This window comes from Cellvibrio sp. pealriver (assembly GCF_001183545.1).
Taxonomy (GTDB): domain Bacteria; phylum Pseudomonadota; class Gammaproteobacteria; order Pseudomonadales; family Cellvibrionaceae; genus Cellvibrio.
In genome coordinates this window covers 3,061,547-3,084,713 of the sequence record NZ_KQ236688.1, presented here as the reverse complement: position 1 = coordinate 3,084,713, position 23,167 = coordinate 3,061,547, and the positions used below count along the sequence as shown (strand labels likewise).

Sequence of the window (23,167 nt, the reverse complement as noted above, 5' to 3'; positions counted from 1 at the left end):
GGCAATGAACACAAAAATTATTTTTTCACTGATAACGCTTTTTGTGTGTGCAATTTCCGGCAGCGCGCTTGCTGACAGCGAGCTGGCAATCACCTATAACAAACCGAACAGGGTGCAGTCGGACTACATGCAGGAGCTGTTAAAACTGGCACTGCGCCAGTCCGGCAAGCAATACACCTACCTCACAACGGCAGAAACCTATTCGCGCGACCGGGTAATGGAATCCATGAAATCGGGTGACATCACCGTGATGTGGGGCGGCACCTCGGCGCAAATGGAAGACGATTTTATTCCCATCCGTATCGATGCCTATCGCGGTTTAATGAGTCATCGCATTTTGTTGATCCGCAAAGGCGATCAAGCGCGTTTTGATCGTGTGCAAACGCTCGACGATTTGCGCCAATTTTCCCTCGGCCAAGTCAGAACCTGGCAAGACTCGGACATTTTGGAAAAATCCGGTTTCAAGGTAGTTAAAATCACCAAAAAACCCGGCCTGTTCCATATGCTCGATGGTGCCCGGTTTGATGCCTTCCCGCGCGGCGCGAATGAAGCTTGGAATGAATTAGCGGCGTTCCCCACGCTTGCATTGGATGTGGAAAAAAATTTGGTGTTGGTTTATCCATTACCTACTTATTTCTTTGTCAGTAAACACCGCCCAGAAGTTGCAAAAGATTTGGAAGAAGGACTAGAAAAAATGCTCGCCGATGGCAGTTTCGACCGCTATTTTTATGCGAGTAAAGAAGTGAAGGACGTATTGATAAAAGCGGACTTGCCCAACCGGAAAGCCTTTTACATGGAAAACCCTTTCCTTCCCAAAGCAACACCGCTTGAGCGCAAAGAACTGTGGATCTCGCTTGATGAATTAAGAGAAAAAACACAGCTCATGCGTGAAAATAATGAATTATAAATTCAGTGAAAAATATTTCGCTTCAAACTTCATGCCTTTGTTTTCATAAAACCGGTGCGCATCAATTCGTTGCACACCGGAAACCAACCGTAGTTGCACACAGTGGTTTTCGCGTGCGTAATCTGCAACCCAATCAAATAACATTGCACCATAACCTTGTGAACGCGCTGCGGCAGTTGTAATCAAATCATCGATCTCAAGATATTTCCCGGTGTAAAGCCATTCCGCAATGCGTATGCCCGCTACCGCTTTAATGCCATTGTCATCCAGATAGACCAGATCGTAGCCGTGATTGTTATGCATGCGCTCAACCAACGCTAAAAAATCATCCTGTGACAGATGCGGGCGCAACTCGACCATTACTGCATAACAAGCAATAATCTCTTTTTGGGTATGTGCAATTTGAATGTTCATGTATCGGTTCCATGATTAAAATAAAGGTTAAGCAGGCATGACTATTTCATCGCAGGATTATTCCATCTCCAACATCACTCCATCTCCAACATCATTCTATCTCCAACATAAAGGTCACCGGCCCATCATTAATCAGGCTCACTTGCATGTCTGCGGCAAAAATACCGGTGGCGACTTTTGGGTGTTTGCTGCGCAGCTGCGCGACAAAATAATCGTAGAGTGCTTCCGCTTGTTGCGGTGGTGCAGCGGAGGAAAAGCTGGGGCGGGTGCCTTTTTTGGTGTCGGCCGCCAAGGTGAATTGCGAGACTACCAAAATACCGCCGTCAATTTGCTGCACGCTGCAATTCATTTTGTTGTCGCTATCGGAAAAAATCCGGTAGCTGAGTAATTTGTCGATCAGTTTATTGGCGGTGTCTTGGGTGTCGGTTTTTTGGATGCCCAATAATAATAAAATACCTTGGTCAATGGCTCCGACGGTTTCGCTGTTGACTACGACTGATGCCTGTTTAACGCGTTGGATGAGGCCTAACATGAAATTTTCCGCTTTTATAAATTGCTAAATAATGTGAACCGTGGTGACTGTATTGTGCCCCAAGAAAAACGGAGCCTGCTGGCTCCGTTTTTTCAAGGCTGGTTGCTTGCGAGGTTACGCGAGTTGATCGCCCGTGTTCAGTAAGGTTTTGGCCATATCGTCGGTTGCGCGAATCAGTGCATCGACAATGCCGGGCTCGCGCGATGCGTGACCCGCTTCGCGGATAATAATCAGCTCGGAGTCTGGCCATGCTTGATGTAATGCATAGGCATTATCCAGCGGGCAGATCACATCGTAGCGGCCGTGCACAATAACCCCGGGAATACCGGCGAGCTTATGGGCATCGCGCAGGATCTGGTTGGGTTCAAGAAACGAGTTATTCATGAAGTAGTGCGCTTCAATACGCGCGAGCGACAGCGCGCGGTGCGGCTCGGTAAAGGAGTCCACGACATCCTGACAGGGCTTGAGGGTGGCGGTGCGCCCTTCCCAGCCAGCCCAGGCTTTGGCGGCCGACATTTGCTGGATCTGGTTTTCGCCAATCAGGCGATGGTAGTAAGCCGCCAATATATTGTTGCGCTCGTCCGCCGGGATTTGATCTACAAAGTCTTCCCAGTAATCGGGGAACAAACGGTTGGCACCTTCCTGATAAAACCAATGGATGTCTTCCTGACGGCACAGAAAAATGCCGCGCAAGATCAAACCCAGTACGCGTTCGGGATAGGTTTGGGCATAGACCAGACTCAGGGTTGAGCCCCAGGAGCCGCCAAATAACACCCATTTCTCGATGCCGAGGGTTTTGCGGATCACTTCTATATCGTCCACCAGCTTTTGTGTGGTGTTGTTGTCGAGTTCGGCGTGTGGGCGCGAACGGCCTGCGCCGCGTTGGTCGAACAGCACAATGCGATAGACCTCAGGATCGAAAAAGCGGCGGTCATATTTGCCACAACCCGCACCAGGGCCGCCGTGGACAAACAGCACAGGAATGCCATCGGGGTTTCCGGATTCATCGACATACAGTTCGTGGGGCGGCTCTACGGCAATTTGGTGACGCTGGTAGGGTTTTATCTCGGGATAAAAAATCTGCATAAACTCGCCTTGTTCGGGGTAATCACTGGGGATCGCGCTGGGGAATAACGTCCACTAAAGGTAGCACACTACGCGTGGGTTAACACTTGCCTACATGCTGACATAAACTGTCAGGGGTGGCGGCTAGCATAGCGCATTCTCTGTTCGATTCCCTGTTTCTTCTGGCTGATTGCGGGACTTTGTTATGCATCGCGCTGAACGTCTTTTCCAGCTTACTACCCTGCTGCGCAACCGCCGCACGGTGCTCACCGCAAAACAGATGAGCGAGCATTTGCGCGTTTCCGAGCGCACGATTTATCGCGACATCCAATCGCTCAGCCTCTCCGGCGTACCCATTGAAGGTGAAGCGGGGGTTGGGTATCGCCTGTCGCACCGCTACCAGCTTCCACCATTGATGTTTGACCGCGAGGAAGTAGAGGCGCTGTTGCTCGGCGCGCGCATGGTCAGCAGTTGGGGCGATACTGACATGGCGATCCATGCCAATCAGGCGATACAAAAAATTCTTGCGGTCTTGCCCGACCATTTGCGCCATAGCGATGAAACCCTGCCGCTGCTCGTGCCGAATATGGAAGAGGTACAAAAATATTACACCGCCCACAGCCAACCGCTGCGCGAGGCGATACGTTTGCATCGCTGTGTGGTGATCGATTATGTACGCGCCGATGAAGAGCACAGCTCGCGCACGATTGAACCACTCGGCATGATTTTTTGGGGCAAAGTGTGGACGCTGGTGGCATGGTGCCAATTGCGCAATGACTATCGCACCTTCCGCCTCGACCGCATTCAAACCACCATTCTCACTGATAACAGCTTTGCGACGCACGACCAAAAAAGTCTCAAGCATTTTTTAAATTTGATGAAAGAGCGATGCGAGCAAGAACCCGAGAAAATGGAAACACATTCCGATTAACCTGATAGGAAATAGCGTTATGCCAAGCGTTGAAAAATGCCGTTGCAGCTGGTGTGGTTATGATCCTCTTTACTGTGAATACCACGATACCGAATGGGGTGTTCCGGTATTTGATGAGCAAAAACTATTTGAATTGCTCATCCTGGAAGGCGCGCAGGCAGGTTTATCCTGGATTACGGTGTTGCGCAAACGCGAAAATTATCGCGCCGCGTTCGATCATTTTAATCCTGAAAAAATCGCGCGTTACACGCCCGCCAAAATAGAAAAGTTAATGCTGAACGATGGCATTATCCGCAATCGCCTGAAACTGGAAAGTACTGTGAAAAATGCAAAAGCATTATTGGCGATGAAAAAAAATGGCGACGATTTTGTGTACTTTTTATGGAGCTTTGTGAACTTCAAGCCTGTGCAAAATACCTTGCGCGGCATGCATGATGCGGTAGCTACCACACCGGAATCCGACGCTATGAGCAAAGCGCTCAAGAAGAGAGGATTTAATTTTGTCGGCTCAACTATTTGCTATGCCTTTATGCAGGCCTGCGGCATGGTGAATGATCACTTTGTGGATTGCCATCGCCACAAACCCTGTGCTGCGCTGGCTAAAAAAATTCCCGCATTCCCAGCTGCCGAGGCGCGTTGATTACGCCTTGGTAATTCCTTAACAATCCTTGAATTGCCTGCCTCTGGTGGGCTTGTTACCCTAGCCCGCATTATCGAATCCAGCTTTAAGCCGGACACCCTGACGACACTACACTGGCCACATCAGGTCAAACTATATTTTCGTGGCTCTGTTTTGCGAGCCCATTGTTACGAATTCATGTTTTTCCAATAGGAGTTTATCAATGAAATATTCATTACTCGCGGCAGCCTTGTCATTGTCGCTCGCATTGCCTGTCGCGCATGCCAAACCGGTAGAAGTGAAAACAGAAGCCGGTACCATTCAGGTAAATGTTATTGCGGAAGGATTGGAAAATGTGTGGGGCATGGCTTTTTTGCCCGATGGCAGTATTCTGGTAAACGAGCGCGCAGGCCGGATGCGTGTAGTGACGGCCGACGGAAAAATCGGGAAGCCTTTGACCGGGTTGCCTGAAATTGTTGCGCAAGGCCAAGGCGGATTATTGGACGTAGTGACTGCACCGGATTTTGCCACCAGCAAAAAAATCTATTTCAGTTATTCTGAACCGGGCAAAGGCGGTAACAGCACCGCAGTGAGCTCGGCTACATTAAATGGCAATGCGCTGGAAAATGTCACGCGTGTTTTTAGCCAGCAACCCAAAGTGAACAGCAACAACCATTTTGGCTCGCGTTTGGTATGGGCACCGGATGGCACTTTGTTTATCACGCTGGGTGATCGCTACAGCGAAAAAGACAAAGCGCAAACGCTGGATAATCACCAAGGCAAAGTGGTGCGCATCAATGCCGATGGTTCAGTGCCAAAAGATAACCCCTTTGTAAAAACGCCTGGTGCGCTGCCAGAAATTTGGTCGTTTGGACATCGCAATATGCAGGGCGCAGCGATCAACCCTATCACCAAAGAATTGTGGACTGGCGAGCATGGCCCACAGGGTGGCGATGAATTGAACATTGATCGCGCCGCAAAAAATTATGGCTGGCCGGTGATCACCTACGGTGAAAATTACGGTGGCGGAAAAATTGGTGAAGGTACACATAAAGACGGAATGGAGCAGCCAACTTATAAGTGGGTTCCTTCCATTGCAACCGCAGGATTTATTTTTTACACCGGCGATAAATTTCCGCAGTGGAAAAATAATATTTTGCTGGCCAGTTTGCGTGAGCAGACGTTGGTGCGTTTAGTGCTGGATGGCGATAAAATTGTAAAAGAAGAACGTATGCTGCAAAAAGAAATAGGGCAGCGCTTGCGTTCAATTGTGCAAGGGCCAGATGGTTTGATCTATTTGGCAACCGATGAAGGCAAAGGGAAAATCCTGCAGGTTTCCCCACGCTAAATCGTGCTTATATAAACCGGCATAAAAAATTCCCGCAGTTGCGGGAATTTTTTTAACAGGTGATCAATGGCTGATTCTTATTTATTTGTTTACGGCACTTTTTTATTTGTCTACGGTACTTTGCGACGCGATTGCACTACCGGTGCGCATCAGCGTTATCTTGCGGGTGCTGAATTTATTGCCAAGGCGCGCGTGCGCGGCAGGCTTTATCGTGTGAGTTATTATCCGGCGCTGGTCATAGATGAAAGCGGTGATTGGGTGAAAGGTGAAATTTATCGCCTCAAGGATGCTGCGCAATTATCGGCATTGGATGAGTATGAAGAATGCAGTTATCCAGCGACACCGGATCAGGAGTATCAACGAATAACCGTTTTTGCTAACGCTGATAATGAAAAAGAAATTGCCTGCTGGGTTTATGCCTATCAACAAACGCCCGATGGATTAGCCGTTATCGAGAGCGGTGATTTTTTAAATCCCTGAGCGATTTTTTTGCCACCTCTTTTTTTGCTGCATCGAGTCAGGCTTCGCGACTGAATACCAATGGCAATTCCGTTTTTTGTGCTGCGGGGCCGTTGCCAATCATTTCATCGTAAGGGGATTGCATGACTAACCAGCCGCGCTCAAACCCCATCTCTTTCAATGCTTCTTGCGCGCGGTAAGCGCTGGGGAATTTTCTGATTTTGCCATCGGGAGCGCGCAGCATGGTTACTGCATCTGAAAGACCTTCTGGTTCCAGGGTTGTTCCTGCAAGGTAGCTTGCGCAATCAGACATGCTAAAAATTAATGCGCGCTCATTTCGGCTCATTGCAGGCCACCTCTTTGGTTTGAATCGAACATTCACCATACAAATTGCAGTAGCGTCTTACTGCCCAGTGTTTGTAAAGCTTATCCACTAATGGAGCAAAAATTTTCCAGCGTAGCGGCTGCAACAAAAATCCGAACCGGGTAAAACTCCACGCGCTAACGCTGGCATCGACACCGCGCAGCCATTGCCCGTCAGGGAGCAACATGTGCAACTCCAGCAGCATTTGTTGCCGTATGCTGCTGTCTATGTTCTCCAGCGTGTGAATGTCAACCAACACTAATCCGGGACGTTTATGTTTACGTAAAAGAGCCATCTCCCGCGCGCACAGGCTGCAGCGGCCATCAAAAAAGAGTTGGGCGCAATGGATGGGCGCGGGTAATGGCATGACAAGTTTCCTGATGAAGCTATTCGCTTCAGTTAAACGCCGGTTTTGGTTTCCCTATATACTTACGTGCTGTTTGAAAACCAGATCATTCTTCGGAGCATTTCATGAGTCGTTTTAGCGCATTGAATTACGATATAGACCCGGTGTTTCACGCCGCCAACCGCCCTGCTCCGCGCGTTGGTGTGCTGCTTGCAAATTTGGGCACGCCCGATGAACCCACTGCTCCCGCCTTGCGCCGCTATTTGGCTGAGTTTTTATCTGACCCACGCGTAATTGAAGTGCCGCGCCTTATTTGGATGATGGTGTTGCACGGGATTATTTTACGCATACGCCCCAGAAAATCTGCCGCGCTTTATAAAAGTGTGTGGACCAGTGAAGGGTCGCCGCTGCTTGCGATCAGCAAACAGCAACAGGCGGCAATCCAGCAACAATTGGGTGATGGTTACAGTGTGAAATTGGGTATGCGCTACGGCAACCCATCAATCGCAGGTGCGCTGCGCGAATTGCAAAAAGAGGGCGTGCGTAAAATTATTGTGCTCCCGCTTTATCCGCAGTATGCGGGGCCAACCACCGGTTCGACCTTTGATGCAGTTGCGACAGAATTAAAAAACTGGCGCTGGGTGCCTGAATTACATTTTATTAATAATTATTGCGATCACCCGTTGTACGTAGAAGCGCTCGCCAATTCGGTACGGGAACACATCGAAAAAAATGGTTTGCCACAAAAAATTATTTTTTCCTACCACGGCATGCCCAAGCGTTATTTAACGGCGGGCGACCCTTACTTTTGTTTGTGCCAAAAAACCACGCGGTTGGTGCAGGAAAAACTCGGTCTTGATAAAAGTATTTGCCTCACCAGTTTCCAATCGCGCTTTGGTCGCGAAGAATGGCTGAAGCCTTATACTGATGAGACATTGGAACAATTGCCCAAAGACGGCATCAAGCATATCGCGATTATTTCTCCTGCATTCAGTGCCGATTGTTTGGAAACGCTGGAAGAATTGGCCGTTGAAAATCGCCATGCATTTATCGCGGCGGGCGGCGAGAAGTATGATTACATTGCTGCGCTAAATGATCGTGCTGACCATATTGCGGCGTTGGTTAATGTATTAAAACATTAACCAGCACAGCACAGCACGGTTGCTTACATGGACTGATGTGAAATGCGCTAGCCAAAAATGGTGAAGAGCATTTGCGCCGATAGGCCAACCAATAATAATGCGAATAATTTTTTTAGCAGCGCGATGGGCAATCGGTGTGCAAGCTTGGCACCCAGCGGTGCGCTGAAAAAACTCATACAGGCCATGGCAATTACCGCTGGCCAGTAAACGTAGCCCAGTGTGTACAGCGGAAGGTTGGTTTCATTCCAGCCGTTGGTGATGTAGCCGACGGCACCGGAAATTGCGATAGGTAATCCCACTGCGGCCGATGTGCCAATCGCAACCGGTAGCGTCACATTGCACCACACCAAAAACGGCACTGTCAGTGTGCCGCCACCAATGGCCACTAATGCAGAAATCGCCCCTATCCCGGAGCCGGTTGCGTTCATGCCGAATAGCCCCGGTAGTTGACGCGAGGGTTTTGGTTTGCGGTTGAGCACCATTTGCAGTGCGACAAATGCCATAAAGCAGGAGAAGAAAATCGCGAGCGGTGCTGCCGATAAATAACTCGCTAAAAAGGTTCCGGCAAATGTCCCCAATAAAATTCCCGGAGTAATCTGTACTACCACTGGCCAAATCACCGCTTGATGTTTGTGATGCGCGCGCAAGCTGGCGATAGCGGTGGGCACAATTGCCGCCATCGATGTGGCAAGTGCCATATGCACTATGTGTTCAGCGGGGAATTGCTGCTGGGTGAATAACAAGGTCAGCATCGGTACCATAATCCCGCCGCCGCCAATACCAAAAAGCCCGGCAAAAAATCCGGTGAAGGCACCGAGAGCTAAAAGCGAAACAATAAAATAAATATCCATACGTAAAATCTACTTGCGAAAATATTTCAAGGCGCTTGCGAATACCTCTGCAGGACTGTCTGAGACAGGGAAGTCGAAGACAAGCCCCCATGGATGGGTTTACGGCGTGTCCTGCAGAGGTATTCGCAAGTGCCAATGGCACGTTCAATTACTCAATAGCACTAGCACTAAAAAAAATCCCCGGCACTTTCGCGTCGGGGATTTTTAGTTTACGCGAACAAACGTAAATTATTTATTTGCGCGTTTACGCTCGTTTTCGGTGAGCAGTTTTTTGCGCAGACGAATCGATTGTGGTGTTACTTCTACCAGCTCGTCGTCTTCAATAAATTCCAGCGCTTGTTCCAGCGTGTGACGGATTGGCGGTGACAGGGTCAGCGCATCGTCAGTACCTGATGCACGAACGTTGGTTAATTGTTTGGCCTTGGTTGGGTTTACTACCAAGTCGTTAGAGCGCGAGTGAATACCCACGATCTGGCCTTCGTAAACTTCCACACCAGCGCCGAGGAACAAGCGGCCGCGATCTTGCAATGGGTGCAAGCCGTAAGCCAGAGTCTTGCCTTTCACCATTGATACCAACACACCGTTTTGACGCTTGGCCACTTCGCCTTCTTTTACCGGGCCGTAGTGATCAAAAATACTGGTCATGATGCCGGAACCGGAAGTCATGGTCAGGAACTGGCCACGGAAACCAATCAAGCCGCGCGATGGGCACAAGAATTCCAACTTGATACGGCCTTTGCCATCCGGCTCCATGTTGGTCAACTCGCCTTTACGCAGGCCGAGTTCTTCCATCACTTTACCTTGATGCTCTTCTTCAACGTCGATAACCACTTGCTCAAACGGCTCGTGCACTTCGCCGTTCACAATCTTCTTCACTACTTCAGGACGCGATACACCCAGCTCATAGCCTTCGCGGCGCATATTTTCGATCAATACCGACAGGTGCAATTCACCGCGGCCAGACACGATAAATTTATCCGGCGAATCGCCTTGTTGTACACGCAGTGCAACGTTGGCAATCAGTTCCTGCTCCAAGCGGTCTTTAATATTGCGGCTGGTCACGTACTTGCCTTCTTTACCGGCAAACGGCGAATCGTTTACCTGGAAGGTCATGCTCACGGTTGGTTCATCGATAGAAAGCGCTGGCAGGGCTTCAACCGCATCAGGGCTACACAGGGTGTCGGAGATGCCGAGTTTGTCTACACCGGTAATACACACGATATCGCCCGCGTAAGCTTTGTCGGTTTCGATACGTTGCAAACCGTGGTAACCCATCACTTGCAATACTTTCGCTTTGCGCTGGTTACCTTCGTGATCAACTACCACGACTTGTTGGTTGGGCGAGAGGCTACCGCGGGTGATACGACCAATCCCGATTACACCTACATAGCTGCTGTAATCCAATGCAGAGATTTGCATTTGGAACGGACCATCGAGGTCAACCTTCGGTGGTTGTACTTTATCGACGATCATTTGGAACAGCGGGGTCATGTCATCAGCGATGTCATCGGGTGACAGGCCAGCAACACCGTTCAATGCAGAGGCGTAAACAATCGGGAAGTCCAATTGCTCTTCAGTCGCACCCAAACGGTCAAACAGATCGAACACCTGATCGATTACCCACTCAGGGCGCGCACCCGGGCGGTCAATTTTGTTGATGACCACAATTGGGTTCAAACCTTGTTCAAAGGCTTTGGAGGTTACGAAACGGGTCTGGGGCATTGGGCCGCCAACCGCGTCCACAATCAGCAATACCGAGTCAACCATCGACAGTACGCGCTCTACCTCGCCACCGAAGTCGGCGTGTCCGGGGGTATCCACGATGTTGATGCGGTAGTCATTCCACTTGATGGCGGTGTTTTTCGCCAGAATGGTAATGCCGCGCTCGCGTTCCTGATCGTTGCTGTCCATGATCAGGTCGCCGGTGTCATCGCGGCGGTCGAGGGTGCCGGATTGACGCAACAACTGGTCAACCATAGAGGTTTTGCCGTGGTCAACGTGGGCGATAATCGCAATATTGCGCAGTTTTTCGATAGCTGATTGATCTGTCACTGTGGGATTTCTCTTGATGGTGCCTGTATCAGGCAAGTGGGGACGCGTAAAAAGGCGCGCATTATACCTATCTGACTGTGACGCGGATATGTCTAGCAGACGCTAATTGGCGAAAATTTAGGCTGGTTTGTCAGAATGCGCATGTATATACTGTTTGTAGATACTTATTTGTGTTGTGAACACGGCGTAATTGAGAGGTGCCCTATGACGTTCGCGCGGGTTTTTCAGTCTGGTAATAGCCAAGCGGTTCGCCTACCCAAGGAATTCCGTTTTGATGTAGATGAAGTGGAGATTTTTCGGCGTGGCGATGAGGTTGTACTGCGAGCCATAGCGCCCAAGGCTACAGCGATTTTTGATGCATTAACCCAATTGCCATCCGATTTTATGGAACAAGGCCGTGACGATACCCCACCACAGGAAAGGGATATTTTCTAAAGGATTTTTTATGGATCAGCGTTTCTTATTGGATACCAACATCTGTATTTATATCGCCAAATATAATCCACCCTCCGTGCGCGAACGCTTTCAGCAATATTCTGCCAATCAATTAGTCATGTCGGTCATTACCTTGGGTGAGCTGCGCTTTGGTGCATAAAAAAGTCATTCGAAAGATCGCGCATTAGCGGTCATTAATGATCTCGCCAGCATGATTACCATTGCCGAATTGTCGGAAGATGTCGCGAATCATTACGGCGATATTCGGGCAAGCTTGCAAAAATCCGGTCAGCTGATTGGCAATAATGACCTATGGATTGCCGCCCACGCCCGCTCCCAAGATTGGACGCTCGTGACTAATAATGAAAAAGAGTTTTTGCGCGTGAATGGATTGCGTGTGGAGAATTGGGTGTGATCTGAATTGATAAGGTTTTATCCCACAATCAATTTACTGTGTTTTTTAAAGACTTTCTGAATGACTAGCGCAACCCCCGCCGAACCATAAAACTGAATCAAAAATACCAGCGTAAACACAAACAAACTTGCCGCTATGCTGGTGACGGGGAAGTAAAGTTTGATTGCATCCAATGCTGCAATATTTTCCAGTGCAATTGTTAGTAATGGATGAATAAAAAAAATCGGAAAACTTAATTCCGCGAGCCAGCACAAATGTTGTTGCAGCCACGGGCGGATATGGCGGCAGAGTGCGAGCATGGCGATGCAGCCAAACAAAATCTGGATAAATTGCAAATCCCAGCCTTCATAAGTAAACGGTGCTTTGTGGTAATTGCCGAGATGAACGAGAACATAAGTTTGCACCAGCGCAGTAGTGGCAATCACTGCAACGCTGATGTACAACAAAGGCCAATGAAAACGACGCAAGGGTTTTTCATACTGCGAGAATAAAATCCCCAATAAATAGTAGGGCGTGAAATACACCAGCGATTGCAAAAAGTTGGAGTTGGATTGCGGACGATGCATCAACAATGCAATTAATGAAAAAGTCAGCAGCACGAATATCTGTATTGATAATGGTGTGCGGATATAAATGGCATGGAGCGGCGAGCACAAAAAAGTAAGAAAAATAAACGGGATATACCAATGCGGATAAAGCACGTAGCCGTTGCGCAGTGTGTACCAAGCGTTGAGTAAGTTCTGTTGTATGTTCAGCCCGTCCTGCCACCAGCCGAGCATGCGGATCGCTAAAGCAAATAATGAAATAATGACAAAAGGAATTAACAATAAGCGAGCTTTTTTACGGATAAAGTCAGTGTAGTGAAAGCGCGGATAAAAAACGCGGTGAAAGAAAAATCCGGAAATAAACACAAATAAGCCGGTGCCGCCGCGCAGTAGATTTTCCAACAGTGCTGGAAATACTGGTTGTGAAAGAAAAATAGAATGCCCCAGCACGATCATGGCGATGGCCATACCGCGCAGGTAATCAAATTCAACTAATCGTTCCTTCTGCGCTATGGTGCTTGCACCACTCATGAAATAGCGCAAGCACTCTTGGGTTCGGGACGATATACGCCGACATTGAATTTTCCTGCATCTTTTAAATTAGCCGCATGCAGTTGGCTCATTACACCTTTTTGGCAGTAGAGATAATATTGGCGGCTCATATCGAGATTAGCGAAGTTGTGGTTGAGTGAATAAAACGGAATAGTGAGCACTTCTACATCCACAAGTTTTAATGGGCTGGCCTCTTGCTCGTCCGGGTGGCGGATATCGATAATCACATCGGGGGCATTGACTTCGCCCACCACGGGTACCGATAAATCTGCATCCAACTCATCGACAATTTCATCGATATTTTGTGCGCGGCGCTCGGCGATGGCGCGCTCCAGAATGGCCATGTCGAACTTACTTTCTTCGTGTTCAAGTTTGGGCAGTTTAGCGCGAGTGGTCGGGTTCACTGAGATTACGCCGCAATATTCCGGCATGCTCGCGGCAAAACTTTCGGTGCCGATTTTGCGCGAGAGATCAATGATGTCGCCCTTATCCATAGTGGCGAGCGGGCGCAGCACCAGCATGTCAATCGCGCGGTCAATCACATTTAAATTGACCAGTGTTTGGCTCGATACCTGCGCCACACTTTCACCGGTGACGAGTGCGGGAATTTCCAGTGACTCCGCGACTTTTTCAGCGGCGCGCAGCATCATGCGTTTAAGCGTAACGCCCATGTAGGGGTTATCGACTTTTTCCAGAATTTCCTTTACGACTTCTTCAAACGGCACGGTGACAAATTTAACGCGATGCGATGCGCCGTACTTATTCCACAAATAATAGGCGACTTCTTTTACGCCAATTTCGTGTGCGCGCCCGCCAAGATTAAAAAAGCAGTAGTGCGCGCGCAGGCCACGCTTGATGCACAGATAAGTCGAAACCGTCGAATCAAATCCACCGGAAATCAATGACAGTACCGGATCTTGCGCACCGAGTGGATAGCCGCACATGCCTTGGGTTTTGCTGGTAAGCACCCAGAGGCGATCGCCTTTAATTTCAAGGTGTACGGTGACATCGGGTTTATGCAAGCTAACGCCTTTGGCGTTCGAGTGCTGCAGTAATCCGCCGCCGACATATTGCTCAACATCGACCGAACTGTAGGGATGTTTGCCCACCCGCTTAACGCGCACGCAAAAGGTTTTGCCTGCAAGCGCGTCGCGCCAATGGGTCAGGGTGTGTTGGAAGATGGAATCCAGGTCACCCAGCGGATAATCGTGCAGCACGGCAAAGTTAGCGATACCCGGCGTGTGCGCCAGCACCTCGGCGATCTGCGCGGCAATTTCGGCATCGGCATTGGGGCAGCGGATTTCGATTTTTTCCCAATCGCGCTGTACATCAATATCCACCCCTAAATTGCCTAGCAGCAGGCGCAGGTTATCGCGCAATTGCTTGATAAAGCGCTTCCGGACGGGTGTGCTTTTGATGATGATTTCGGAAAAAACTTTAACAACAACATGCATGGATATCGCGCCTGAGAGAATGCAGCCGGTGCTGGCTGGCTAAAAAGGCGGCGATTATAAAGCAATAGCAGGTGAAATTTGGCGGGTCGTTACGTCTTTATTTGCACCTGCGATCAGTGCCAAAGGTAATTTTATCGCCTTTACCTTTGCCATTTGTGGCCGATACTTAAAAACACATTAGTCTCCCATCGGGTTGATCCGGTGAGGCAAATTGGCTGTTTTCCACAAAGGTGAGTATTGATGAGAAATATAAACATAGGCTCACGTCTGACGCTGGGTTTTGGCGCGCTGGCGTTGATCCTGCTCCTGCAGGGGCTGTTTGGCTTGAATAACATGGCCAACATGCAGGAGAAGGCTGATGAGGTCAAAAGTATCTGGGTTCCTGCGCTCAGTGCTGTGGGTGAATTGAATCTGGCGCTAATGCGTTACCGGGTGAATGCCGTGCGTGCTGTGATTGATGTAGATCCGGCGGGGATTGCCCAAGCCGAAAGCAATCTGCGCGCACGCGCGCAGGATGTTGAGGTGGCGCAAGCAAACTTCGAAAAACTGATTACCGAACCGGAGGAGCGCCGGATATTCAGCGAGTTGCGCGATGTCAAAAGCCGCTACATGCAGGGTACCGAAAAGGTACTAGCAGCAATGAAACAGGGCGACCAACAGGCGGCGTTATTGATTATCGAAACAGAGCAAAACCCGCTTGCCGACCAAATGACCCAGATGCTACTGGAGTTGGGCAAAATCAATCGAGACGGTGCAGCGGCAGCGGCAGAGCAATCCCAAAAAACTTATAGCAGTAGTAAAACCTGGGTGATTGCCAGCATAGTCTTGGCATTAATTATTACGGCTATGCTCGCCCTAGTGCTCTCGCGCAGTATCGTGAGCCCGTTACAACAAGCCGTGAAATCAACCGAGACCATTGCCAGTGGTAATCTTACCCAGTCCATCCATGTTGAGGGTAGCGATGAGCCAGCGCAGCTGCTGGCAGCGCTGGCGCGTATGCAAGATAACCTGCGCAGTGCTATCAGCCAGATTGGCAATGCATCGGTACAACTGGCATCGGCGGGTGAAGAGCTGAGTTCAGTTGCGGAGGACTCGTCGCGCAACCTGCAGCGCCAGAATGATGAGATCCAACAGGCAGCATCTGCAGTAACAGAAATGAGCGCCGCAGTGGACGAAGTAGCACGCAATGCCGTGAGTACTGCCGAAGCCTCCAACGAATCCTCACGCCTTGCTTATGAGGGGCGGGATAAGGTTGGCCATACGGTGTCGGCATTAAAATCCATGACCGAAGAATTTACCCGCACCTCAGCGCTGATCAGTGGTCTGGCAGATCAATCCCAGGATATTGGCAAGGTGCTGGATGTGATTCGCGCGATTGCCGAGCAAACCAACCTGCTTGCGTTAAACGCCGCTATTGAGGCGGCACGCGCGGGCGAAGCGGGGCGTGGTTTTGCGGTAGTGGCCGATGAAGTGCGTGCACTCGCGCATCGCACTCAAGTGTCCACACAGGAAATTGAGCAGATGATCAGCAAAGTACAAGGCGGTACCGCGGCGGCGGTGGATTCCATGCGCGGCAGCGTACAACACGCAGGGCAGACATTGGGTGTTGCCGAGCAAGCGGGTGAGGCGCTGGAGCAGATCTATCAAAAAGCCGGGCAGATTAGCGAGCGCAACCTGCTGATTGCCAGCGCATCGGAAGAGCAGGCGGCAGTGGCGCGCGAAGTTGACCGCAATATTGTCAATATCAGCGATCTATCCACCCAATCCGCAGCGGGCGCTAATCAAACCAGTGCAGCAACCTATGAGCTGGCGCGTTTGGCGACCGAATTGAATAGCCTGGTCACGCGTTTTGTCATCTAAAACAACACTGTGAGCAATAAAAAAGCCCCAGCTGATCCGGGGCTTTTTTATCCGTATTGCGTTCCTTCCCTGCTGGATGACTTACTTGGAACGGAAAATCAGCTCCCTGATTTTGGCCAACTTGGGTGATACCACCGGCACGGTTAGCATGGTACTGGCGACTGCCATGATCAGCAGCGCGGTAAAGGTCTCACTGGTGATGATCTGTTTGTCGAGCAGCACGTTGGCAAAGATGATCATAATCAATGCTTTGGTTTGCAGCAGCCAACCGATAATCGATGCTTCGCCTTTTTGCCATTTGAGGATTTTGCCGGCCGCGTGAACGCCCACCAGCTTACCCGATACCGAGGCGACCAATAGGATGGCTGCTGCGATAAATACGGTAGCGCCGCCCACCTCCCAGTTTGTACGCAGACCGGTACTGAGGAAGAACACCGGCATAATGATCATCAGTACAAAGTGGCGCAGCTTGTCCATGTCTTCCTGATTAAACCAGTCGGCATCCATCACTGCGCCAGCGAGGAACGCGCCTACCATGAAGTGCAAACCTGCCCAATCAGCGGCCAAGCCGATAACCGCCAGCCAGATAAAACCGGAATACCAGCGATCTTTCTCCTGAATGGCCAGCATCAATTTGCGGAACAGGTAAGCAGCGATGGCAAAGCCCACCAGGAACATGCCTTGGCGGCCTACGCGCTCCCAATCCAGCAGGATCAGCGCCAATACGCCCCAGATGGCAATGTCGTCGAGGCTGGCATAGCGCAGAATACGTTGGCCAATAGGCTGGCGCAGGATTTCCAGCTTTTCCATTAGCAGGATCAAAATGGGCAAGGCAGTTACCGCACAGGCCATACCGACACCGAGGATAAACTGCCAGGTCATGCCTTTTGGCCCCATCCAGCCATCGCTAAATCCCATCAAGACTACCGCGGCACCACAGCCAAACAGCAGTGGTGTGCCCAGCGCCAAACCAGCGGTGATGCCGCTCTCGCGCTTGTATTCCCAGGCTTTTTTCAGATCCAGCTCAATACCGGCGATCCACACAAAAATCATCACCGCCCACCAGGCAATACCGTTGAGCGATTTGATGACATCCGGATTAAAGACAAAGGTGTAGTATTCAGGAAAAGCGTTACCCAACACGCCGGGGCCAAGTACTATCCCCATAATAATTTGAACGACCACCAAGGGTGCCCAGTAATCTGTCCGGCCAAGGCGCCAGATCAGGTAGGGAATAGTAAAAATGATCACCATCGCGATCAGGAATATTTCTGTTGTTGTCATGTGCATCTTGCGAGCCCTTACCACTTTAGGTTTTTATCGTGTTTTTTGGAGTCCTGTGGACAAGGGCGGCAAACTACAGTGAATTATTGCGCCATTCGATGCTAACCCTATTGATAGTTTTTATCAGGGCTTTAGCTAAAAGCTAAAAGCTAAAAGCTAAAAGCTAAAAGGATGATGCCGTATACAAAATGGTGCAAATTGGCGCAGCCAATAGGGATGTTCATGTTGTTTGCGAGAAGAGCGGTAAAGCAATGTTAGCAGTCAATGCTTTTTGATCCAAAATGGTGCATTTGCGAGTATTTTGTGCACCAAAATGATTCTTTTGTGCGTTTTCAGGTTTTTGCTTATCGCGCGAAAGCCTTATTTCACAACGCTTATTGCTATTTTCCTTGAATGGCATATATTTTGCCCCTTTTCTGACACCCTAGTCTTGCCCCGCTCACCGAAATGAGTCGCGCGCCCGGATGAAGTGGGAAAAATTTCAGGTAAGTTGCTCCCTCGGGGGGGCTTATCGGCCGCAATAACAACTTTCACAATCCGTAGCCTTCGGGCTATTACAACTTGGAGGCATTCAATGTCTAAGACTTTAGACCTGATCAAAGAACACGAAGCTCGCTGGATTGATTTGCGCTTCACCGATTTCAAAGGTAAAGAGCAACACGTGACTTTCCCTGCACACGTGGTTAACGACAGCTTCTTTGTTGATGGCAAGATGTTCGACGGTTCTTCTATCGCCGGTTGGAAAGGCATCAACGACTCAGACATGATTCTGATGCCGGATGATTCAACTGCCGTTCTGGATCCTTTCTACGACGAAGCAACCATCAACATTCGTTGTAACATCGTTGAGCCTGCAACCATGCAAGGCTACGACCGCGACCCACGTTCTATCGGTTTGCGCGCTGAGGAATACCTGAAGTCTACCGGTCTGGGCGACGTAGCTCTGTTTGGTCCAGAACCAGAATTCTTCATCTTCGACAGCGTTCACTTCCACAGCTCAATGGGCGGCGCTTTCTACAAGATCAAATCTGAAGAAGCAGCATGGTCATCAGGTGACGACGTTGAAGGTAAACACGGCCACGCTCCACGCGTAAAAGGCGGTTACTTCCCCGTTGCTCCAGTAGACTCACTGCACGACATTCGTGGCGCTATGTGTAACGCCATGGAAGCTATGGGCCTGGAAATTGAAATTCACCACCACGAAGTTGCTAACGCTGGTCAATGTGAAATTGGCGTAGGTGCTAACACTCTGGTTAAGAAGGCGGACGAAGTACAGATCCTCAAGTACTGCGTACACAACGTAGCTCACCAATACGGTAAAACTGCTACCTTTATGCCGAAGCCTCTGATCGGTGATAACGGTTCAGGTATGCACGTTCACCAGTCTTTCTCCAAGAACGGCAAAAACCAATTCGCGGGCGACGCTTACGCTGGTCTGTCTGAAACTGCCCTGTACTACATCGGCGGTATCATCAAGCACGCTAAAGCACTGAACGCTTTCTGTAACGCGTCTACCAACTCGTACAAGCGTTTGGTTCCAGGCTTTGAAGCGCCAGTAATGCTGGCTTACTCTGCTCGCAACCGCTCTGCTTCTATCCGTATTCCTTACACTGTTGGCGAGAAAGCCAAGCGTATCGAAACTCGCTTCCCAGACCCAACTGCTAACCCATACCTGTGCTTCGCTTCATTGCTGATGGCGGGTATCGACGGTGTTCTGAACAAGATCCACCCGGGCGAAGCAGCTACCAAAGATCTGTACGACCTGGAGCCGGAAGAAGAAGCCGAAATTCCACAAGTGTGTGCTTCTTTGGAAGAGGCGCTTAACGCTCTGGAAGCTGACCACGAGTTCCTGTTGGCTGGTGGCGTATTCTCTAAAGACTTCATCGATGCTTACATCGACCTGAAGAAACAAGAGATCCAACGCGTTAACATGACTCCACACCCAGTAGAATTTGAACTTTACTACTCTGTGTAAGTGATGTCTGTGTAAGCCATGCTGATCGCCAGTACCTGCTGGCGATCTGTGAAAAAGCCCGCACCCGCAAGGGGGCGGGCTTTTTCTTTGGGGGCGATAGGGCTACTCTTGGGGGGTGAATCCATGAGGGAAAAATTATGCGCCTGTTTGTAGTGTTGTTATGTGTATTGATTGCTCCATGGACCTTGGCCGATGTGTACAAGACGGTAGATAAAGATGGCCGTGTTATCTACACGGATAAACCAAAATCTGACAAGGCAGAAAAAATCGAGCTGCGTGAGATCAATACTGTCCCTAGTCCTCCGCCTTTGCCCCAGTCTGTGCCGGTAGACACTATGGGGGTGCAACAGGCTGCGGTGGATTACCGTATCGGTATTATCAGTCCGCGCTCGGATGTCACAATTCCTGTCGGGCAACGTGATCTGGCAATTGCGATCAACATAGAGCCGGCGCTCCAGCCCGGACATTTGCTGGTCTACTTCATGAATGGTGAGCTGCTGGAAGAAACGACGGGGAATAACATCATCGTCAAAGATGTCCCAAGGGGAACTCACACTCTGGTGGTGGAGGCGATTGATGCCGATGGTCGATCATTGGGCACATCGCCACCGGTGATTGTGAACGTTATTCGGCCAAATATTAAAAACAATGCCCTTCCAAAGCCCACTCCAAAATAGTCGCACCAAAATGGTGCTACAATTTTCCTGATATTCCCCATTATGGACAGGTTTGGCGGCTAAAACTGCTGAATCTGGCCTTATTTCTACTTGGTTTGGTTTTTGCAGTAGCCTCCATGCCCATTGTCGAGGCGTTCAGGAGAGCATTAGCTGGTGAGCCCGCGCGATATCTACAAACCCATATTGGATAGTTTGAGCACTGCCATCATTCTGGTAGATGCGGACTTGTTGCTATGCCATATGAACCCCGCTGCTGAAGCGCTTATGGCGATGAGTTGCGAGAGCAATACCGGCGAACCTATCACCTATTTTTTCTATGAATCAGATGAGACAGATCGCCAGTTAAAACTGGCGGCTGCCCAGGCAAATCATTACACCAAGCGCCATGCTGAGTGGCGTTTGTTGAGTGGCGGTACTATCACGGTGGATTACACCGTAACGCCCTTTGGCGACCACGATGGTTTGATTATCGAAATACAGCCAATTGACCGTCTGCTGCGCATTAGCCGCGAAGAGATGCTGACTACCTCACATGAAACCACGCGCAATCTGGTGCGTGGCATGGCACATGAGATTAAAAACCCGCTGGGTGGTATCCGTGGCGCGGCGCAGTTACTGGCGCGCGAGCTGCCCCATTCAGGCCTGAGTGAATACACCAATATCATTATCGATGAGGCGGACCGCCTGCGTAATCTGGTTGACCGCATGCTCGGCCCGAACCAGCTGCCCAAATGGCAATCGCTCAATATTCACGAGGCGATTGAGCGTGTAGCCAATATCATCAAGGCCGAAAGCAGCGATGCGATCAAAATCGTACGCGACTACGACCCGAGTATTCCTGCCATGCAGGGCGACAAAGAGATGCTGATCCAGGCGCTGCTGAATATTGTGCGCAACGCTATGCAGGCGCTGGTTGAAGCCAGTGTGCTCAATGGTGTGATCCAGCTGCGCACCCGTATACAGCGCCAATACACCATCGGCCGCAAGCATCACTCGCTGGTGTGCCGCATCGACATTATCGACAACGGCCCCGGTATTCCGGCCGACATGATCGAAAACATTTTCTACCCGATGATCTCTGGCCGCGCCGAAGGTACCGGGCTTGGCTTGACCATTTCGCAACATCTCATCCATCAACATCATGGCCTCATCGAGTGCCAAAGCGAACCGGGCAAAACCCGTTTCTCGCTCTACTTACCAATGGAAGCGCAACATGCAGAAGTCTAACAAAGTCTGGATTATTGATGATGATCGCTCGATCCGCTGGGTGCTGGAAAAAGCCCTGCAAGGAGCGAACATAGAAACCCGCGTATTTGATTCGGGCGATAGCGCCATGAGCCAGCTCAACCGCGATACGCCCGATGCCATCATCAGCGATATCCGTATGCCGGGCACCGACGGCCTGACGCTGCTGGGCAACCTGCACACTACTCATCCGCAGATCCCGATCATCATCATGACTGCCCATTCGGATCTGGATAGCGCCGTTGCTGCCTATCAAGGGGGTGCCTTCGAATACTTGCCCAAGCCGTTTGATGTCGATGATGCCGTCGCGGTGACCCAACGCGCGCTCGCCCACGCGCAAGAGCAAAAAAGCGAGCATGCGCCGGATAACAACCTGGAAACCAATACCGAAATCATCGGCGAAGCGCCTGCGATGCAGGAGGTGTTCCGCGCGATTGGCCGCCTGTCGCAATCCAACATCACCGTGTTGATCAATGGTCAGTCGGGTACCGGTAAAGAGCTGGTGGCGCGCGCGCTGCACCGCCACAGTCCGCGCCGTAACGAACCCTTTATCGCGCTGAATATGGCGGCTATTCCCAAAGACTTGATGGAGTCCGAGCTGTTCGGCCACGAAAAAGGTGCCTTTACCGGCGCTGCTGCACAGCGCCAGGGGCGCTTTGAGCAAGCCAACGGCGGCTCGTTGTTCCTCGACGAAATCGGCGATATGCCAGCCGAAACCCAAACCCGTTTGTTGCGGGTATTGGCCGATGGCGAGTTCTATCGCGTCGGCGGGCATACCCCGGTAAAAGTGGATGTGCGCATCATCGCCGCTACTCACCAGAATCTTGAAACCTTGGTGGCAGAGAATCGCTTTCGCGAGGATTTATTCCACCGTTTGAACGTCATCCGCATCCATATCCCCAAGCTCGCTAATCGCCGCGAAGACATTCCCAAGTTGGCGCGCTTTTTCCTGCATAAAGCAGCCACTGAATTGAATGTGGATCCCAAAGTACTGTTGCCTGAGACCGAAGAGTATTTTTGTTCATTGCAATGGCCGGGCAATGTGCGTCAGTTGGAGAATACCTGCCGCTGGATCACCGTAATGGCGTCCGGGCGTGAAGTGCACATCGAAGATTTGCCACCAGAACTGCTTGAAAACAAAGAGACCAGCACCCCGGCCGATGATTGGGAAAAGGCGCTGCGTCACTGGGCCGACCAGGCGCTGAGTCGCGGTCAGCATCAATTGTTGAGCGAGGCTGTACCTACCTTCGAGCGGGCTTTGATTGAAACTGCGCTCAAGTACACCGCCGGTCGCAAACGCGATGCTGCCAATTTACTGGGCTGGGGGCGCAATACCTTGACCCGCAAACTGAAAGAGTTGGGAATGGCAGGTGGCAATGATCCTGATGGCGATGGTGATGATTAACCAGTAGTAAAAATGTCCGCAGTGAAAATGGTGAATAAGTGACCGTTTTCGCTGCGGATATGCCTCTCTCTGCTCTTTCTTATTCCTTTCTTTATGCTTTGCGGCATTAAAAACATCTTTTTAGATCTTCTTTTCTTCTTCGCGCAGCTTTTCCAACCTGAGTCTATACTCTGCTAACTGGTATACAACACCGGTGGATCACCGGCTGACTACTACAGCTCACCTAACAAAACCGTATACCGTTGAATAGATAATTACCCCAGCCCAGGAAAGATGTGCTCAAGATTGGT

Annotated in this window: 24 protein-coding genes and 1 pseudogene; 14 read left to right on the top strand and 11 right to left on the bottom strand. The window is 50.3% G+C overall.

The window, feature by feature from the left end; translation table 11 throughout:
- The first annotated feature begins 4 nt into the window (after positions 1-4).
- Entirely contained in the window at positions 5-907 is a 903-nt protein-coding gene (locus VC28_RS13420) for a type 2 periplasmic-binding domain-containing protein (protein ID WP_049631080.1), read from the top strand.
- Here VC28_RS13420 and VC28_RS13415 read toward each other — a convergent pair.
- The 3 genes from VC28_RS13415 to pip form a co-directional block, all read right to left on the bottom strand.
- On the bottom strand, positions 902-1,321 hold the full coding sequence (locus VC28_RS13415) for a GNAT family N-acetyltransferase (RefSeq protein ID WP_049631079.1): 420 nt from the start codon (positions 1,319-1,321) through the stop codon (positions 902-904). The two genes, VC28_RS13420 and VC28_RS13415, sit on opposite strands and share 6 nt — an antisense overlap.
- 91 nt (positions 1,322-1,412) lie before the next feature.
- Complete coding sequence (gene dtd / locus VC28_RS13410) at positions 1,413-1,853, bottom strand: D-aminoacyl-tRNA deacylase (RefSeq protein WP_049631078.1); 441 nt, start codon at positions 1,851-1,853, stop codon at positions 1,413-1,415.
- 114 nt (positions 1,854-1,967) lie between these two features.
- Complete coding sequence (gene pip, locus VC28_RS13405) at positions 1,968-2,939, bottom strand: prolyl aminopeptidase (RefSeq protein WP_049631077.1); 972 nt, start codon at positions 2,937-2,939, stop codon at positions 1,968-1,970.
- A gap of 184 nt (positions 2,940-3,123) precedes the next feature.
- Here pip and VC28_RS13400 point away from each other — a divergent pair, with 184 nt between their 5' ends.
- From VC28_RS13400 to VC28_RS13385, 4 genes are all read left to right on the top strand, one after another.
- Positions 3,124-3,849, top strand: a complete 726-nt coding sequence (locus tag VC28_RS13400) for a helix-turn-helix transcriptional regulator (protein ID WP_049631076.1) — start codon at positions 3,124-3,126, stop codon at positions 3,847-3,849.
- Positions 3,850-3,868: 19 nt separating this feature from the next.
- Positions 3,869-4,489 carry a DNA-3-methyladenine glycosylase I gene (locus tag VC28_RS13395; protein ID WP_049631075.1) on the top strand — a complete coding sequence of 207 codons (621 nt, stop codon included), beginning with the start codon at positions 3,869-3,871 and terminating at the stop codon, positions 4,487-4,489.
- Positions 4,490-4,691: 202 nt separating this feature from the next.
- The gene (locus tag VC28_RS13390) at positions 4,692-5,816 is read left to right on the top strand and encodes a PQQ-dependent sugar dehydrogenase (RefSeq protein ID WP_049631074.1); all 1,125 of its coding nucleotides are present in this window, start codon (positions 4,692-4,694) and stop codon (positions 5,814-5,816) included.
- 66 nt (positions 5,817-5,882) lie between these two features.
- The gene (locus VC28_RS13385; protein WP_049631073.1) at positions 5,883-6,296 is read left to right on the top strand and encodes a gamma-glutamylcyclotransferase family protein; all 414 of its coding nucleotides are present in this window, start codon (positions 5,883-5,885) and stop codon (positions 6,294-6,296) included.
- 37 nt (positions 6,297-6,333) lie between these two features.
- Here the strand turns inward: VC28_RS13385 and VC28_RS13380 are convergent, their stop codons facing one another.
- Positions 6,334-6,621 carry a DUF6482 family protein gene (locus VC28_RS13380; RefSeq protein WP_049631072.1) on the bottom strand — a complete coding sequence of 96 codons (288 nt, stop codon included), beginning with the start codon at positions 6,619-6,621 and terminating at the stop codon, positions 6,334-6,336.
- On the bottom strand, positions 6,608-7,006 hold the full coding sequence (locus tag VC28_RS13375) for a thiol-disulfide oxidoreductase DCC family protein (protein ID WP_049631071.1): 399 nt from the start codon (positions 7,004-7,006) through the stop codon (positions 6,608-6,610). The genes VC28_RS13380 and VC28_RS13375 overlap by 14 nt, the downstream gene beginning before the upstream one ends.
- A 104-nt stretch (positions 7,007-7,110) precedes the next feature.
- Between VC28_RS13375 and hemH the strand changes: the two genes are divergently transcribed.
- Positions 7,111-8,127, top strand: a complete 1,017-nt coding sequence (gene hemH, locus VC28_RS13370; RefSeq protein WP_049631070.1) for a ferrochelatase — start codon at positions 7,111-7,113, stop codon at positions 8,125-8,127.
- Between the two features lie 47 nt (positions 8,128-8,174).
- On the opposite strand, the gene VC28_RS13365 is transcribed toward hemH, so the two are convergent.
- Positions 8,175-8,978, bottom strand: a complete 804-nt coding sequence (locus VC28_RS13365) for a sulfite exporter TauE/SafE family protein (RefSeq protein ID WP_049631069.1) — start codon at positions 8,976-8,978, stop codon at positions 8,175-8,177.
- Between the two features lie 228 nt (positions 8,979-9,206).
- A complete protein-coding gene (gene typA / locus VC28_RS13360; RefSeq protein WP_049631068.1) occupies positions 9,207-11,030 on the bottom strand; it encodes a translational GTPase TypA in 1,824 nt (607 codons plus the stop codon).
- 204 nt (positions 11,031-11,234) lie between these two features.
- On the opposite strand from typA, the gene VC28_RS13355 reads away from it, so the two are divergent.
- The 3 genes and pseudogenes from VC28_RS13355 to VC28_RS19860 form a co-directional block, all read left to right on the top strand.
- On the top strand, positions 11,235-11,465 hold the full coding sequence (locus VC28_RS13355; RefSeq protein WP_049631067.1) for an antitoxin: 231 nt from the start codon (positions 11,235-11,237) through the stop codon (positions 11,463-11,465).
- 10 nt (positions 11,466-11,475) lie between these two features.
- Positions 11,476-11,625 (top strand): PIN domain-containing protein, encoded by a 150-nt coding sequence (locus VC28_RS19865; protein WP_197085530.1) that lies wholly within the window; start codon positions 11,476-11,478, stop codon positions 11,623-11,625.
- A 21-nt stretch (positions 11,626-11,646) separates the two neighbouring features.
- A pseudogene (locus VC28_RS19860) lies at positions 11,647-11,880 on the top strand (PIN domain-containing protein); the annotation flags it as partial.
- A gap of 17 nt (positions 11,881-11,897) precedes the next feature.
- Here the strand turns inward: VC28_RS19860 and VC28_RS13345 are convergent.
- Both VC28_RS13345 and thiI read right to left on the bottom strand, forming a co-directional pair.
- Positions 11,898-12,956 carry an acyltransferase family protein gene (locus VC28_RS13345; RefSeq protein ID WP_049631065.1) on the bottom strand — a complete coding sequence of 353 codons (1,059 nt, stop codon included), beginning with the start codon at positions 12,954-12,956 and terminating at the stop codon, positions 11,898-11,900.
- Positions 12,953-14,431 carry a tRNA uracil 4-sulfurtransferase ThiI gene (gene thiI / locus VC28_RS13340; protein WP_049631064.1) on the bottom strand — a complete coding sequence of 493 codons (1,479 nt, stop codon included), beginning with the start codon at positions 14,429-14,431 and terminating at the stop codon, positions 12,953-12,955. Before thiI ends, VC28_RS13345 begins: the two co-directional genes overlap by 4 nt.
- Positions 14,432-14,671: 240 nt before the next feature.
- Here thiI and VC28_RS13335 point away from each other — a divergent pair, with 240 nt between their 5' ends.
- Positions 14,672-16,291, top strand: coding sequence for a methyl-accepting chemotaxis protein (locus tag VC28_RS13335; RefSeq protein WP_049631063.1), 1,620 nt, complete (start codon positions 14,672-14,674; stop codon positions 16,289-16,291).
- An 81-nt stretch (positions 16,292-16,372) separates the two neighbouring features.
- Here VC28_RS13335 and VC28_RS13330 read toward each other — a convergent pair whose 3' ends face one another.
- Both VC28_RS13330 and VC28_RS13325 read right to left on the bottom strand, forming a co-directional pair.
- Entirely contained in the window at positions 16,373-17,575 is a 1,203-nt protein-coding gene (locus VC28_RS13330; RefSeq protein WP_197085529.1) for a cation:proton antiporter, read from the bottom strand.
- 220 nt (positions 17,576-17,795) lie between these two features.
- Positions 17,796-17,975, bottom strand: a complete 180-nt coding sequence (locus VC28_RS13325; RefSeq protein WP_049631061.1) for a hypothetical protein — start codon at positions 17,973-17,975, stop codon at positions 17,796-17,798.
- Between the two features lie 174 nt (positions 17,976-18,149).
- On the opposite strand from VC28_RS13325, the gene glnA reads away from it, so the two are divergent.
- From glnA to glnG, 4 genes are all read left to right on the top strand, one after another.
- Positions 18,150-19,550: a type I glutamate--ammonia ligase gene (gene glnA, locus VC28_RS13320; protein WP_049631060.1), complete on the top strand. Its 1,401-nt coding sequence runs from the start codon at positions 18,150-18,152 to the stop codon at positions 19,548-19,550.
- 137 nt (positions 19,551-19,687) lie between these two features.
- Positions 19,688-20,227 carry a DUF4124 domain-containing protein gene (locus VC28_RS13315; protein ID WP_049631059.1) on the top strand — a complete coding sequence of 180 codons (540 nt, stop codon included), beginning with the start codon at positions 19,688-19,690 and terminating at the stop codon, positions 20,225-20,227.
- A 153-nt stretch (positions 20,228-20,380) separates the two neighbouring features.
- On the top strand, positions 20,381-21,454 hold the full coding sequence (gene glnL / locus VC28_RS13310; protein WP_049631058.1) for a nitrogen regulation protein NR(II): 1,074 nt from the start codon (positions 20,381-20,383) through the stop codon (positions 21,452-21,454).
- Positions 21,441-22,877, top strand: a complete 1,437-nt coding sequence (gene glnG, locus VC28_RS13305) for a nitrogen regulation protein NR(I) (protein WP_049631057.1) — start codon at positions 21,441-21,443, stop codon at positions 22,875-22,877. Before glnL ends, glnG begins: the two co-directional genes overlap by 14 nt.
- The last annotated feature ends 290 nt before the right edge of the window (positions 22,878-23,167 follow it).

Bases quoted from the DNA above. Each gene is read 5' to 3' on its own strand.
- VC28_RS13420 (WP_049631080.1), top strand. From the start codon at position 5: ATGAACACAAAAATTATTTTTTCACTGATAACGCTTTTTGTGTGTGCA.
- VC28_RS13415 (WP_049631079.1), bottom strand. From the start codon at position 1,321: ATGAACATTCAAATTGCACATACCCAAAAAGAGATTATTGCTTGTTAT.
- dtd (WP_049631078.1), bottom strand. From the start codon at position 1,853: ATGTTAGGCCTCATCCAACGCGTTAAACAGGCATCAGTCGTAGTCAAC.
- pip (WP_049631077.1), bottom strand. From the start codon at position 2,939: ATGCAGATTTTTTATCCCGAGATAAAACCCTACCAGCGTCACCAAATT.
- VC28_RS13400 (WP_049631076.1), top strand. From the start codon at position 3,124: ATGCATCGCGCTGAACGTCTTTTCCAGCTTACTACCCTGCTGCGCAAC.
- VC28_RS13395 (WP_049631075.1), top strand. From the start codon at position 3,869: ATGCCAAGCGTTGAAAAATGCCGTTGCAGCTGGTGTGGTTATGATCCT.
- VC28_RS13390 (WP_049631074.1), top strand. From the start codon at position 4,692: ATGAAATATTCATTACTCGCGGCAGCCTTGTCATTGTCGCTCGCATTG.
- VC28_RS13385 (WP_049631073.1), top strand. From the start codon at position 5,883: ATGGCTGATTCTTATTTATTTGTTTACGGCACTTTTTTATTTGTCTAC.
- VC28_RS13380 (WP_049631072.1), bottom strand. From the start codon at position 6,621: ATGAGCCGAAATGAGCGCGCATTAATTTTTAGCATGTCTGATTGCGCA.
- VC28_RS13375 (WP_049631071.1), bottom strand. From the start codon at position 7,006: ATGCCATTACCCGCGCCCATCCATTGCGCCCAACTCTTTTTTGATGGC.
- hemH (WP_049631070.1), top strand. From the start codon at position 7,111: ATGAGTCGTTTTAGCGCATTGAATTACGATATAGACCCGGTGTTTCAC.
- VC28_RS13365 (WP_049631069.1), bottom strand. From the start codon at position 8,978: ATGGATATTTATTTTATTGTTTCGCTTTTAGCTCTCGGTGCCTTCACC.
- VC28_RS13355 (WP_049631067.1), top strand. From the start codon at position 11,235: ATGACGTTCGCGCGGGTTTTTCAGTCTGGTAATAGCCAAGCGGTTCGC.
- VC28_RS19865 (WP_197085530.1), top strand. From the start codon at position 11,476: ATGGATCAGCGTTTCTTATTGGATACCAACATCTGTATTTATATCGCC.
- VC28_RS13345 (WP_049631065.1), bottom strand. From the start codon at position 12,956: ATGAGTGGTGCAAGCACCATAGCGCAGAAGGAACGATTAGTTGAATTT.
- thiI (WP_049631064.1), bottom strand. From the start codon at position 14,431: ATGCATGTTGTTGTTAAAGTTTTTTCCGAAATCATCATCAAAAGCACA.
- VC28_RS13335 (WP_049631063.1), top strand. From the start codon at position 14,672: ATGAGAAATATAAACATAGGCTCACGTCTGACGCTGGGTTTTGGCGCG.
- VC28_RS13330 (WP_197085529.1), bottom strand. From the start codon at position 17,575: ATGACAACAACAGAAATATTCCTGATCGCGATGGTGATCATTTTTACT.
- VC28_RS13325 (WP_049631061.1), bottom strand. From the start codon at position 17,975: ATGCCATTCAAGGAAAATAGCAATAAGCGTTGTGAAATAAGGCTTTCG.
- glnA (WP_049631060.1), top strand. From the start codon at position 18,150: ATGTCTAAGACTTTAGACCTGATCAAAGAACACGAAGCTCGCTGGATT.
- VC28_RS13315 (WP_049631059.1), top strand. From the start codon at position 19,688: ATGCGCCTGTTTGTAGTGTTGTTATGTGTATTGATTGCTCCATGGACC.
- glnG (WP_049631057.1), top strand. From the start codon at position 21,441: ATGCAGAAGTCTAACAAAGTCTGGATTATTGATGATGATCGCTCGATC.